The sequence below is a fragment of the Sneathiella sedimenti genome, from assembly GCF_017313765.1.
Lineage (GTDB): Bacteria > Pseudomonadota > Alphaproteobacteria > Sneathiellales > Sneathiellaceae > Sneathiella > Sneathiella sedimenti.
This window is the reverse complement of sequence record NZ_JAFLNC010000003.1, coordinates 362,854-376,066: the sequence shown is the minus strand read 5'-3', so window position 1 is coordinate 376,066 and position 13,213 is coordinate 362,854. Positions and strand designations below refer to the sequence as shown.

General features: G+C 53.7%; 13 protein-coding genes. 6 read left to right on the top strand and 7 right to left on the bottom strand.

The features are described 5' to 3' along the window. The first annotated feature begins 25 nt into the window (after nt 1-25). From cobA to cobS, 4 genes are read left to right on the top strand one after another with little or no spacing between them, the layout of a single operon-like run. Nucleotides 26-826, top strand: a complete 801-nt coding sequence (gene cobA / locus J0X12_RS11100; RefSeq protein WP_420497073.1) for a uroporphyrinogen-III C-methyltransferase — start codon at nt 26-28, stop codon at nt 824-826. Nucleotides 827-830: 4 nt separating this feature from the next. Beyond that, nucleotides 831-2,144 (top strand): cobyrinic acid a,c-diamide synthase CobB, encoded by a 1,314-nt coding sequence (locus tag J0X12_RS11095; protein ID WP_207045647.1) that lies wholly within the window; start codon nt 831-833, stop codon nt 2,142-2,144. Between the two features lies 1 nt (nt 2,145). After that, nucleotides 2,146-2,658 (top strand): bifunctional adenosylcobinamide kinase/adenosylcobinamide-phosphate guanylyltransferase, encoded by a 513-nt coding sequence (cobU, locus tag J0X12_RS11090; RefSeq protein ID WP_207045645.1) that lies wholly within the window; start codon nt 2,146-2,148, stop codon nt 2,656-2,658. A 6-nt stretch (nt 2,659-2,664) separates the two neighbouring features. Next, complete coding sequence (gene cobS / locus J0X12_RS11085) at nt 2,665-3,453, top strand: adenosylcobinamide-GDP ribazoletransferase (RefSeq protein ID WP_207045643.1); 789 nt, start codon at nt 2,665-2,667, stop codon at nt 3,451-3,453. Between the two features lie 12 nt (nt 3,454-3,465). Here the strand turns inward: cobS and hrpB are convergent, their stop codons facing one another. Further along, nucleotides 3,466-5,985, bottom strand: coding sequence for an ATP-dependent helicase HrpB (hrpB, locus tag J0X12_RS11080; protein ID WP_207045641.1), 2,520 nt, complete (start codon nt 5,983-5,985; stop codon nt 3,466-3,468). Continuing rightward, on the bottom strand, nt 5,982-8,069 hold the full coding sequence (locus J0X12_RS11075) for an efflux RND transporter permease subunit (RefSeq protein ID WP_207045639.1): 2,088 nt from the start codon (nt 8,067-8,069) through the stop codon (nt 5,982-5,984). Before J0X12_RS11075 ends, hrpB begins: the two co-directional genes overlap by 4 nt. A 123-nt stretch (nt 8,070-8,192) precedes the next feature. Between J0X12_RS11075 and J0X12_RS11070 the strand changes: the two genes are divergently transcribed. Then, nucleotides 8,193-8,939, top strand: a complete 747-nt coding sequence (locus tag J0X12_RS11070; RefSeq protein WP_207045637.1) for a GNAT family N-acetyltransferase — start codon at nt 8,193-8,195, stop codon at nt 8,937-8,939. On the opposite strand, the gene J0X12_RS11065 is transcribed toward J0X12_RS11070, so the two are convergent. From J0X12_RS11065 to J0X12_RS11045, 5 genes are read right to left on the bottom strand one after another with little or no spacing between them, the layout of a single operon-like run. Next, nucleotides 8,934-9,422: an ureidoglycolate lyase gene (locus J0X12_RS11065; protein WP_207045636.1), complete on the bottom strand. Its 489-nt coding sequence runs from the start codon at nt 9,420-9,422 to the stop codon at nt 8,934-8,936. The two genes, J0X12_RS11070 and J0X12_RS11065, sit on opposite strands and share 6 nt — an antisense overlap. Then, entirely contained in the window at nt 9,419-10,432 is a 1,014-nt protein-coding gene (alc, locus tag J0X12_RS11060; protein WP_207045633.1) for an allantoicase, read from the bottom strand. The genes J0X12_RS11065 and alc overlap by 4 nt, the downstream gene beginning before the upstream one ends. Nucleotides 10,433-10,467: 35 nt before the next feature. Further along, complete coding sequence (uraD, locus tag J0X12_RS11055) at nt 10,468-10,980, bottom strand: 2-oxo-4-hydroxy-4-carboxy-5-ureidoimidazoline decarboxylase (RefSeq protein ID WP_420497072.1); 513 nt, start codon at nt 10,978-10,980, stop codon at nt 10,468-10,470. Continuing rightward, nucleotides 10,977-11,909 (bottom strand): allantoinase PuuE, encoded by a 933-nt coding sequence (puuE, locus tag J0X12_RS11050; protein ID WP_207045629.1) that lies wholly within the window; start codon nt 11,907-11,909, stop codon nt 10,977-10,979. Before puuE ends, uraD begins: the two co-directional genes overlap by 4 nt. After that, nucleotides 11,906-12,661, bottom strand: coding sequence for a GntR family transcriptional regulator (locus J0X12_RS11045; protein WP_207045627.1), 756 nt, complete (start codon nt 12,659-12,661; stop codon nt 11,906-11,908). Before J0X12_RS11045 ends, puuE begins: the two co-directional genes overlap by 4 nt. Nucleotides 12,662-12,824: 163 nt before the next feature. On the opposite strand from J0X12_RS11045, the gene uraH reads away from it, so the two are divergent. Then, on the top strand, nt 12,825-13,178 hold the full coding sequence (uraH, locus tag J0X12_RS11040) for a hydroxyisourate hydrolase (RefSeq protein ID WP_207045626.1): 354 nt from the start codon (nt 12,825-12,827) through the stop codon (nt 13,176-13,178). Nucleotides 13,179-13,213: the final 35 nt, after the last annotated feature.

Sequence of the window (13,213 nt, the reverse complement as noted above, 5' to 3'; positions counted from 1 at the left end):
GAGAATAGATGTGTAAAAGAGGGTTATGGAAGAAATATTGAGCAAATTACCCGCCTTTGAGCCGGGTTCTGTCTGGTTGGTTGGCGCGGGTCCCGGTGACGCCGGATTGCTGACTTTATATGGATATGAAGCGCTGAGACAAGCGGACGTACTTGTCTATGACGCGCTGGTCGGACAAGACATCTTGAGCCTGACTGGTCCGGATACAATTCTTGAATATGCGGGCAAGCGCGGTGGTAAACCGTCGCCGAAACAGACGGATATTACAGAGCGGTTGATCACTCTTGCACGAGAAGGAAAGAAGGTGCTGCGCCTGAAGGGGGGCGATCCCTATATCTTCGGTCGCGGCGGAGAAGAAGCATTGATGCTGGCGGCTCATAATATCCCTTTCAGGGTAATTCCGGGCATATCGTCGGGCGTTGGCGGACTTGCCTATGCGGGAATCCCCCTCACCCACAGGGAAACCAATTCCGCCGTTACCTTCCTGACCGGCCATGACGCGAGCGGCGAAGTGCCAAACGTCAAATGGGAACATATAGCCAAGGGTTCTCCCGTGATTGTTATCTATATGGGACTTAAGCACATCGGGACGATCACAGAACGATTGATTGGCTTCGGCCGACCAAAAGAGGAGCCCGTGGCCGTGATTTTCAAGGCGACGACGGACGATCAGGAAGTTATCGTTTCGACGCTGGAAAAGGCCACAGAGGATGTTGAGAAAAGCGGGCTGAAACCCCCGGCCCTGATTGTCGTGGGAGATGTCGTGAGCCTTCGGCCTGAGCTTGACTGGTACAGCCGCTTCCTCGGCAAAAACAGCGGAAACTGACGCGGTGTCGGCGATAGCCCCTGCCCTGCTTATTGCTGCGCCGTCCTCCGGCTCAGGGAAAACGACTGTCACCCTTGCTCTTTTAAGGGCATTTCGCCGACACGGCATCAGGATAGGCTCGTTTAAGGTTGGACCGGACTATATCGATCCGGTTTTTCACAGCCACGCCAGTGGAAATCCCTGCCTTAATCTAGACCCTTGGGCGATGCGTCGTGAGAGCCAGGCCGCGGTTCTTGAGCAAGCTGTCTCGGGCAATGATCTGTTGATCGGGGAAGGCGTGATGGGCCTGTTCGACGGCGCCCGGGATGGTACCGGTTCAACTGCCGATGTTGCCGCCAATTGGCGAATTCCTGTTATTCTTGTCGTGGATGCGAAGGGCCAGGGCGCGAGCGTGGCGGCCCTGCTGCAAGGTTTTAATAATTACCGACATGATGTGTATCTCTCCGGCGTGATTTTTAACAAGGTCGGCGGTCGGGGCCATGTGCAAATTCTGAAAGACGCGGCGGCAGCGGCGGGTATTCTGGCTCTCGGGTTCATTCCAAAGTCTGAGAGCCTCACTCTCGACCACCGGCATCTTGGTCTGGTTCAGGCACGCGAAAAGCCCGATCTTGACCTATTTCTGGAAAAAGCCGCAGATATTATTGAAACCAGCTGCGATCTTGCCGAGCTGCGTAAGATTGCAAAGCCGGCTGGGTTGGAACGCGTTTCTCCAATCCAGACTATTCCCCCGCTCGCCCAGCGGATTGCCATAGCGGACGACGAAGCCTTTGCGTTTGCCTATCCGCATATATTGGAGGGTTGGCGCAATTCCGGCGCGGAAATCACCTTTTTCTCCCCGCTGGCGAATGAGGCACCAGATCAGGATACCGACGCGATATTTCTGCCTGGCGGCTATCCCGAGCTTTATGGCGAAACACTCGCGGCGTCAGAAAACTACAGTTCTGGCGTACAAGCGGCAGCGGCGAAAAGCAAGCCGGTCTATGGCGAATGTGGGGGCTTCATGGTGCTTGGTGAGTCGCTCATCGACCGGCGGGGAAAGTGCCGCAAAATGCTGGGTTTGCTGCCTGTTGAAACGTCTTTCGCGAACCCGAAGCTACATCTTGGATACAGAAACGCGCGGCTGAACGATAATTGCATTCTTGGGAATATAAATGAACCTTACTCCGCACATGAGTTCCATTACGCAACCCTGACAAGGTCTGATGCGGCTCCTTCCCTATTCAGTATCTCGGACGCAAATGGGAAAGATCTCGGTTCCGTTGGGGCGATTGTTGGCTCTGTCGCCGGGTCGTTCATTCATCTGATTGATCGGAGGTAACATGTCCGGCAAAGTCACCCTTATTCTTGGCGGCGCCCGATCAGGCAAAAGCCACTTTGCAGAAAATCTGGTAAAGGAAACCGGATATCCGCGCCTTTACCTGGCGACGGCACAGGCCTTCGACAGCGAAATGGAAAACCGCATTGCGCGACATCAAGAAGACCGGGGGAACGGTTGGACGACTATTGAGGAACCTCTCAATCTCTGTGACGCGTTGGCGAAGCATTCAGCAAAAGATCGGGTTATCCTTGTGGACTGTTTGACCCTCTGGCTCAGCAACCTCATGGCAAGTGGCCAACCCGTCGAGGAGGAATTCAAGAAGCTGATCGCTAGACTGCAAAAACTTACCGGTCCAGTGGTACTCGTCTCAAACGAGGTTGGCCAAGGTATCGTCCCTGACAATGCACTTGCGCGGGCCTTCCGTGATCATGCGGGACGCCTTCATCAACAGGTAGCGGAAATTGCAGAAGAGGTTTATTTTATTACCGCCGGTATTCCGCAGAAATTGAAATAGACATAAATGACCGACCCACACTCCAACAAACCCTCGGCTTACAAAGGCGGCTGGATCCAGGACTTTATGGTAGGTCTGATCTTTCTGACGCGTCTGCCTATACAGCCGGGCTTCACCTTCGATATGACCGCGCTTAAGTCTGCCTGCCGAGCCTTTGCGCTGATCGGCCTGATAGTCGGCGGAGTGACAGGAACGGTTTATCTCCTTGCGGCCTATATGGGGTTGCCGCTCCATGTCTCTGCCATTCTTGCCATTGCCGCCCAGATAGTAGTGACGGGCGCCCTTCATGAGGATGCGATTGGCGATGTTGTTGACGGTTTCGGCGGCGGTACCGACAAGCAGAAAAAGCTTGCCATTATGCGGGATAGCCGTGTTGGAACCTATGCGGTTGTCGCTCTTATTCTGGTTATTGGCCTTAAAATTTCGGTTCTAGGCAGCATGCCCGATCCGCTGCTCGGATTTGCCTTTATCGTCGTCGCGGCATCGCTCAGCCGAGGATTAATAACCTGGGCACTCTATCTCCTGCCCGCGGCGCGCGTAGATGGGCTGGGGCATGGCGCCGGCCGCCCGGACATGATGGCCCCACTGGCTTCAACGGTTATTTGCGTTCTCGTCGCCATCTTCATACTCGGGCCTCAACTCGGCGCAATCGCCCTTATGGCCGGGATAGTCGGCGCCAGTTTGATGGGAATGATTGCAAAACGCCAGATCGGCGGGCAAACGGGCGATGTATTGGGTGCCATTCAACAGATTTCGGAAGTCTTTATCCTGATCGCCTGTCTCGCTGCTATCTGACTAACTGCGCCGCTACCCCTTGCGGGGCTTCACACGACGCGTGGCCTCCGCCTGCATGGGATCGTCCGGCCAGTAGTGCTTCGGATAGCGACCTTTCAAGTCCTTCTTCACGTCCGTATAGGTATTTCGCCAGAAACTTGCCAAGTCCTGAGTGATCTGAACCGGTCGTCGCGCCGGGGAAAGCAAATGAACGGACACGGCAACACGCCCATCTGCTACCTTCGGAACATTGTCCAATCCAAAAATTTCCTGGAGGCGCACGGCAAGAACAGGCATCTCCGGGTTTGAATAATCAAGGCGGATATGAGACCCGCTCGGCACCGTGATCGTCGCGGGGGCAAAGGTATCCAGACGCGTTTGCTGCTCCCAACTCATTAGATTTTTCAAGACATCCAATAGATTAAGACGCTGCAGATCCGCGAGAGAACCTAACCCCGCCAGGTAGGGCAAAAGCCAGTTTTCAAGCGTTTTTTCCAGTTCAGAAAGTGACAAGTCTGGCCACCCTCCATCCGGGTCGTTATATTTCGCGAAATTAACGCGCTCAATGAGCGAAAGACTGTCGGAATTCCAGGGAAGCTCTTTTAACTCCTTGCCTCTTAACGCATTCAACAAGGCTGTCTCAATTTCCTCAGGGGCCGGGTCCTTGATACGGCGACTCGCCAGCACTAACGCCCCCAACTTTCGTTCTGTCACGGCCACAACCCGCGCTTTTTTCTCATCCCAATAAACACGGCGGGTTGAGACAATCTGGTCGACGAAGTTTGCCTCTATGTCCGCAATGGAAATCGGTGCGGCAAGATCGATCCGCGCCTCGCGCCCTTTTCCGTCCAGCTCGGCAATGACAAGATACGGCTCTCCTTGCAGCCGGTCGTTCTCTGCAAGGCGGGCACCACGACCTCCGGAAAGGCGATACTGCAACTCACTTCCCTCTCGCAACTCACCAATGCGATCCGGATAGGCAAACGCAAGTAATTGCCCAATAAAGCTGTTATCCTGCACGCCCTCCTTGACGGAAAGCCGCCGGGCGAGATCGTTACGCACACGCAAGATCTGCTGGACAGAACCAAATCCTCCGCTTTTGCCTTTGTGTTTTCTCGCTGCATGGAGAATATCCAGCCGTGCCCGAATGTCCGAGTTCGGAAACTCCCGATCGCGGCGCAGTATATCCCGTTCCGATAGCAGTGCCGCGATATCAGCAGCAATACTTTCCGCCCCTATCTCCCGGGCACGCAATAGCATACCGGCGAGTCGTGGATGAAGCGGGAACTTAACGATTTCGCGTCCCAGCCCTGTAATTTTCCCGGCGTCATCTAGGGCACCAAGCGCCACGAGCATGTCCCGTCCTTGCGCATAGGGACCCGGTGGCGGTGCATCCATCCAGGCAAGTTCATTGACATCCTGTACACCCCAATTAACAAGTTCAAGGACGAGGGAACTTAAGTCCGCATTCATGATTTCAGGCGAGGCAAATTCGACGAGGCCCCGATCCTCGGCCGCTGTCCAGAGGCGATAACAGATTCCCGGCCCTTGCCGACCCGCACGTCCCCGCCGTTGATCAGCAGACGCGCGGCTGACCCGCCGGGTCGACAACGCCGTCATACCACTATTTGGATCAAAGACAGGATTACGGGCCAACCCAGCATCGATGACAATCCGCACGCCTTCTATGGTAAGGCTGGTTTCGGCAATATCCGTCGACAGGACAATTTTCCGCTTACCGTCAGGATCTGGCAAAATGGCACGGTCCTGATCCCTGGCGGGAAGATTGCCATAGAGCGGCAATATCATAGTATCAGGCAAATTCTCCGACCCCATAAGCAGCTTTTCTGTTCGCGTGATTTCACCTGCCCCGGGCAGGAAAACAAGAATATCGCCCGTCTCCTCCTGAACCGCCTGCTCCACCACTGCGGCTGCTGTGTGTTCAATCCGTTTCGGGGAGGGGCGCGGTAGAAATCGTGTCTCGACCGGGAATTGGCGGCCATCGCTTTTAATGATCGGAGCACCGCCCAACGCATTGGAAAGACGGACTCCCTCTATCGTGGCAGACATCAGCAGTAACTTTAAGTCATCCCGCAGGATTTCCTGTACCTGCCTCACAAGAACCAGTCCAAGATCGGTTTGCAGGCTACGTTCGTGGAATTCGTCAAATATTATGAGACCCACGCCCGAGAGTTCCGGATCGGCCTGCAACCGGCGCGTCAGAATACCTTCCGTCACCACTTCAATCCGGGTCTGGCGACTGACCTGACTGTCAAGGCGTACGCGATACCCGACGGTTTGGCCAACGTCCTCACCAAGAAGGTCTGCCATCCGGCGTGCAGCGGCGCGAGCAGCAAGACGGCGGGGCTCCAGCATGATAATTTTTTGATCGCCAATCAGTCCCATTTGCAGCAGATATAGCGGCACCAGTGTTGTTTTACCCGCACCGGGGGCGGCTTGCAGAATTGCGGACGGCGCGGATTTAAATGCCGATGCGATATCTTCCAGAATACCGACAACCGGCAAACCGGTTCTAGTAAAATCGACGGTCATGCAGACCTCAACGAAGTTACAAACAGCCTGGCCAACATGGGAAACAAGGTGAGCGCCGCCACGCCCGCAAAGAGGGCGCCAAGTACAATCTCCCCGCCGAAGCGAGCAGTCGGCGGAAAAGCAGAAATCGAAAAGATCATGAAACCGGTCGCAATAATTCCGCTGGACGTAACGATTCCCAAATACTGGTCCCGTAACGCGTTATCAATCGCCGCCTCCCCTTTTGCTGGATATCCGTTTCGTCGAAGCGCCAGCGCCAGATGTATCAGCGCATCAACGGCGATACCGAAGCACACGCTGACAGCAGGCGCGGATACGATATCCACCGGTATTCCGAACAAGGACGCGCTCCCCAACAGCGTGACAGGAATCAGCGCCGCCGTGACAGTCATCGCTGCTGCGATCCGCCAATTACGACTAACCATCCACGCGATCATTCCAAAAAGCAGAAGCAACATAGAAATTCCGGTGAGGAGACTACGCGTCACCAGATCGGAAAGCCGCCCCTGCAACATGTAAACCCCTCCAACAAGAGTCGTCTCAAACCCTGCGGCTGTGACGATACCTTGGAGCCGTTCTGTAACCTCGTTGCGTGGCTCTACCCGTGAGGTTTCCTTCATCCTGAGCACATAGAGTACCTGATCCCTGTCTTCATTCAGGAAACTGTTCACAACGTTATCGTTAATGCCCAGTGACAAGAGGCTCACAATTTCCCGCCATGGCAACAGGAAGGCTAGCGGATGGGAGTTCGCCTCGGCCAATAGCGCAGGCAGCGAAATGACCGTTCCGACATTTTTCTCAGCCAGAAGATCGTTATGCAAACGCCACATGGCCTCATATCCGGATTCCGTGTCCAAACGCCCGCCCTCTTTCAGCCGGACAACGAGCTTGAGGGGGCTACTGCCGCCGTTTCTATCGACGAAGGCGAGCCCTTCATGAAGATCGGATCCTTCCTCAAAATAGGAGAGAAGGCTCGGGTCGGTGTTCAGGCGGAACAGCCCCGGCACCGTCGCCAAGGCGATCAATATCAGGCAGAAACCAATTCCGTATTGAAATCCACGCGCCAATTTCTTGTTTCCCGCGTCGCGTGATACCTTAACCTCTGGCTGCCGCCTTACCGCGAAGAGCAGGAAAACGGGGTAAAGCAGATAGCAGCTTAGCAGCGCGACGATTGCCCCGACGACACCTCCTGTCCCGAGCTGACGCAATGGTTCCGCCGCCACACTTACCAGCGTTGCAAAACCAAGCAGCGTTGTCACCATGCACCAGAATGATGCTCGAAAAGTCTGGAATACCGCACGACGCACCGCACCGACGCCCTCGCTCTCACAAAGTTGTCGCCAATTCGCCGTCAGATAAATTACCTGCGACTGGACAAGGACAAAGACAATAATCGCAAGATTTGCCGTCAGAATACCAATTGACTGGCCAAGCCCCTGTAATATCAGCAATGTCAGAAAAATCGCTGTAATGCCACTCGCGCAGGCGCCAAGGGCGATCACCGGCGACCGGAAAACCATCAACAGGATGATCGCAAAAATGACAAGAGATGCCGTGCTGAAGATTTTAAGATCATAGACCAGACTTCGGCGGATCTGCTCGACAATATATGGCATCCCCGAGATCCGAATATCAAATACCTCGCCATCGCTGAAAAGTGCAGACGTAGCCTCCACCTCCAGAATCAGGTCTGGAGACGCATTCGAGTCAATAAACGCAATTATCAACGTGGCGCTGTTATCGTCGCTGATGAGAAGCGGTCGCCAGAACGGGCTTTTGCTTGCGGCTTTCACATTCTCAGGCCCTGTGGCAACACTCACTACACGGCTTATCCCGGCGATCTTGGCGAGATCTTCCGAAAAGCTCAAAAGCCGATCATAATATCGGGGTGAGAAAATATCGCGTGCCCCGACACTGAACATCAGGAATTCATCAGATGGAAACAGATCATGAATGGCTGCAGCCTGGGCGAGCTCCGGATCATTCGAGCCAAAAAAGAAATCGGGCGAGACTTCGGGCCGGAGATCAACAAACCGCATAAACAGGAAAGTGATCAGGATCATAGAGATTATACAAACCGTCATCAGGCGATTCTTCAACGGCTTAAATAAAGAACCCATGGGCAGACCAATGCTCCTGTGGCAGTATGGGAGATAATTCCCGGCCCTCTTAGGAATACGAACTCAATTAAGTTTCAATGATGCATTATGATACATCGGATCGCTGAAATAGAAGCCCACTCCCTTTCCGCCATCCCCGCACTTAGAACAGAAATCTATGACGGCTGGCATCTTCGTTTTGCCCGGAACCATACACGTCGGGCCAATTCGGTCAATGTTGTATCGCGTGGCGAACTGCCGATCCAAGAAAAAATCGATTACTGCGAAGCGGCCTATGCGAAAGAGAGACAACCCAGTCACTTCCGTCTGACCCCGCTCGCGGATGACGGCCTTGACCCGTTGCTGGCGGAGCGAAACTACGGCTTATTTGGCGAGACGGAAGTGCGCGTACAGACAATCGACGATTCCTACAGTTCCGATTCCGGCAGTGATCTTGTCACTTATGACGCCAATTCGGAATTCTGGATGAAAGGCGTTGCTGCACTTACCGGGCAGAACACGGCGCAACAGGCCGTCTTCAGGGAAATGCTGTCCCTGATCCAACTCGACATTCAGGCCATCGCGATACTACGCGGAAAGGAGATCGTAGCCTGCGGGATGGGGGTTCAATCGAAGGATTACCTCGGACTTTTTGAGTTCGCGACCCATCCGAACTTTCGCCGTCGAGGTTTTGCCGCACGAATTGCCCGCCATATGCTCCAGTGCGCTAAGAACGCAGGCATCGCTCGGGCGTATCTACAGGTCGTGACAGAAAATAGGTCTGGGCGTGATTTTTGGAGCCGCGTGGGTTTTCGCGAGGTACTTTACCACTACCACTACCGGAGCAAATTATAGGGCAAGGATCAGGTTCGGGTCCTCGAAGTAGAACTCATCACAATTATTTCCTGCCCCGCCCCTGTCAATCACCAGAAAATCACTTACCTCTTCCAATGCGAGGACAGGATGATGCCAAGTGCCGGCATGATAATTAACGCCCTGATGGCCTTTTGCCATGAACACCCGTATATCCTCCGGCCGCACTGACTCCCCTTTCGGTGCGACAAGCACAAGATAGGGCCGGTTATTCAACGGAACAAAGGCCTGGCTGCCTTTCGGATGTCGCTCCACCAAACGAATGGCAAGCGGATAGTCGAGGGGACTGGCCCGAAAGATATTCACGAGAACTTTTCCCTCGGGATCTGTTTCAATATTCGCGAGATCGTGAAAACGGATTGTTGATCCCTCATTAATCAGAAAATTTTCCGCACCGTCCGTCTGGATCACATCGCCAAAGGGCGCAAACGCCTCCCTCGTCAATGGTTGTATCTTGAGGGTCATTTCGCATCCCTCTTTAGTCGACCGAACAGCCTAAGGCGGCTGATCCCTCCATCGGGAATGATGTTGAGCCGAACGTGACTGACCGGGCCGATGTCGACCACCTCTTTTTCAAAACTGTGAATGGCATCCATTTCAAGCTTCTGTTCCGGCAGGAGTGTTTTCCAGAACATGCTTTGCGTGACCAGAGATTCCTCTGTGCCACCGGTTACCATGGCGGCCTGAATTGAACAGCGGTCCGGATAGTTACCCTTGAAATGCGCAGTATCCACCTCGATTTTTGAAATGACGCCCGGATGACCAAGGCCGATCAATGCCCAGTCATTGCCAGGTTCCCGCCGTCGGCGAGTTTCCCAGCCGTCCCCCATATTAATGCCGCGCCCCGGTGCCAGAATTTGCGACGGTGTGCCGTAATGCTGATCGCTCGCCGCGATTCCCCGCCCGCCGTTGACCAGCGCCGCAAGATCAACCAGTTCTTCAGGATCACGCAAATCCCAGTTACACTGGACTTGCCCATAGACACGAAGACGGGCAACACCACCGTCCGGATAGATGTTAAGCCGTAAATGGCTCCAGGTCCGCCCATCCGACACCTCATGAATATGATGGCTGTTCCCTTTAAGGCCGACGGCAGGGAGAATTTCGGTCCATTTCGTATTCGGGTCCGGCTCGTCCTCAACAAGACAGGCATCAATTGACGCCGACGGCGGGAAATTTCCCGTAAAATGGCTGGTATCAATATCGACACCATGAATTATGCCGGGAAGACCCAGGCGGACAATACAGTAATCATAGCCCTCCCCGCGCTTGCGGCGGCTTTCCCAGCCATCCATCCATTTCCCGTTTTCATCATACTTATCAGCAATGAAAACCGCCGGCGCCGGATCTATAAGCCGGGATTTGTCAGCGAAGAAATCATCCGTTGCAAACGTCACTTCCGCGCCAAGGCGCGGCGACGCAAGATCAACATGCTTCCGGAGGAAACTGGCATTATCTGCGGTTGGCGAACTCATTCATCTCTCCATCTGCGATCCGGGGACCGAAATACTTAAAGCTCCGCCAGGCGAAACCGGGCAATCTTGTCGATTTCCGCGAGCGCCGTGGCAAATTCCTCCTCTACCGAGTTTTGAAGCCGTGCTTCGAACCCGGCCAGAATCTTTCGACGATCACTATTTTTTACCGCCATGATAAAGGGAAATCCGAATTTTTTCTTATAGGCTGCGTTATAATCCTGAAATATCGCGAATTCCTCCGCCGTGCAATTGTCCAGCCCCGCGCCTGCCTGCTCCGATGTTGACGCCGCGGTCAATTCCCCCTTTACGGCAGCCTTTCCCGCTAGGTCCGGATGCGCCTTGATGAGCGTGTGTTTTTCCAATTCATCCGCATCCGCTACAATCCTCGCCATCAAATCCGCCAACTCTTCTATCTCATCATGCTTTTCGGTAATGCCGTGGACCCAGGCGCGCTCCGCCACCCAAGGGGAATGCTCATAAACGCCCCCGAATTTCCCAATAAATTGAACACTGTTCATTTTACTAGGCAATGATTTAAATTTGGTCACGACTGAGCCTTTTCCGAAGCAGGAGGATGGTATTCATGCCAGTGCCGGGCGATATCGATCCGCCGGCAAAACCAGACATCGTCATGGCCACGTGCATATTCGATAAAGCGTTTGAGCGCCGCGATGCGTCCCGGCCTGCCAACAATTCGGCAATGCAGCCCGACAGACATCATTTTCGGACTTGTCGCTCCCTCCTCATAAAGGGTGTCAAAACTATCCTTCAGATAGGCGTAAAACTGATCACCGCTGTTAAACCCCTGCAAGGACGCAAACCGCATGTCATTTGCATCGAGTGTATAGGGGATTATCAACTGGGGGCGTCCGCCCTCATAATTCCAGTAAGGCAGATCATCGTCATAGGCATCCGCATCATAGAGAAAGCCCCCCTCTTCCGAGACAAGGCGGCGGGTATTCTGGCTGGTCCGGCCGGTATACCACCCCAACGGGCGCTTGCCCGTCAATCGCTCGATAATCTCAATCGCTTTTTGCATATGTGCGCGCTCGACCGCTTCCGGCACATCCTGATAGTTGATCCAGCGATAGCCGTGGCTACAAATCTCATGGCCAAGATCAACGAACGCGCGGGTAACGTCGGGGTTTCGCTCCAGCGCCATGGCGACACCAAAAACGGTTAACGGGATATCATATTTTTTAAATAAGTTAAGGATCCGCCAGACACCGGTGCGGCTGCCATATTCATAAAGCGATTCCATGCTGATGTGCCGCTTTCCCTGAAGTGGCACAGCCCCGATAATCTCGGAAAGAAATGATTCTGATGCATCGTCCCCGTGCAGGATACAGTTTTCGCCGCCCTCTTCATAATTGAGGACAAACTGAACCGCTATTCGCGCCTTTCCCGGCCATTTCGGATCGGGCGGCGTCCCACCATAGCCAATCAGATCACGCGGATAATCCTGTCGTTCACTCATTTCGCGCCCCTGGATTTTCCGGTCTTTCTGGTAGGCTTGGCAAAGATCGAGTAGAGGTCGGCCTTGGTGTCATTTTCACACAAATTGAGTTGATCTTCACACGCCTGCAAATGAGTATTCATCAGCGTAATTGCGCGATTTTCGTCACGCGCGGCAATGGCCTCAATTATCTCTGAATGTTCATCGCAGCTACAGGGCGAAACCGCCCCTTTCTGATACTGGACGATGATCAGGGACGTCCGCGAAACGAGCTCCCTCAAAAAAGCCGATAGCGTTTGGTTCCGTGCAATTTCCGCCAGCTTCAAATGAAAATCCCCCGACAATCGAACCCAGGCCTCATGATCCCCGTTTTCCAGACTGTGGCGCTCCGCGGCAACAGACTGATTGAGCTCCTGGATGTCTTCTGGAGACTGGTTGCGGACGGCTCCGCGAATAATTCCTTCCTCAATCAGGCGTCGGGCCTGCAGGACCTCTCGTGCTTCTTCTGGCGACGGTTCTGAGACGAAGGCTCCCCGGTTGGGTTGAATTCGGACAATCCGCTCATGGGCGAGCCGTTGCAGGACCGTGCGGATCACCGTCCGGCTGACGCCGAATATTTCGCCTAATGTGTCCTCGGAAAGCTTGGTGCCAGGGGCCAGTCTTTGCTCAAGAATGGCATCCAGCATCTCCTCATATATAAAGTCATTCTGCGAAACCTTGGGAGAGGCTCTACTTCCTCGGTTCAAGGCGGCTGTTGGGGCAGTCCGGCTCATGAATCTTCCTTAAACTTTTATATTCCCTCACATTATTTATACAATACTTTAAATTATTGTATACAAAAATAATAAATTATGTGGACAATCTGAATTGTGTAATGCAGAATTTTGACCGTCCCCTTGGGAGAGCTGGGACAGGGAGCATTCTTTAAGGGCAGCTATGGGCAAACTGACAACGCATGTTCTGGATACAACCGCCGGCGCACCCGGAGAAGGAATTCAGATTGAACTTTTCCGGCAAACGGATAATCAGTGGACCTTGATCGAAACCAGGCGCACAAATGCCGACGGCCGATGCGATGAGCCCCTCCTGGAGGGAGACTCATTTTCTCAAGGGCAGTATGAACTTCATTTCCATGTAGGACCTTATTTCGATCAGAGCGGTCTCGTCCTGCCGAACCCCAAATTTTTCGATGAAGTTGTTCTTCGCTTTGGAATTGCCGACGCGGAGGAGCATTACCACGTACCCCTACTTATTTCGCCTTTTGGCTACTCCACCTATCGGGGAAGTTAAGGTCCTCGGAATGATATGATATGATGATATAATGC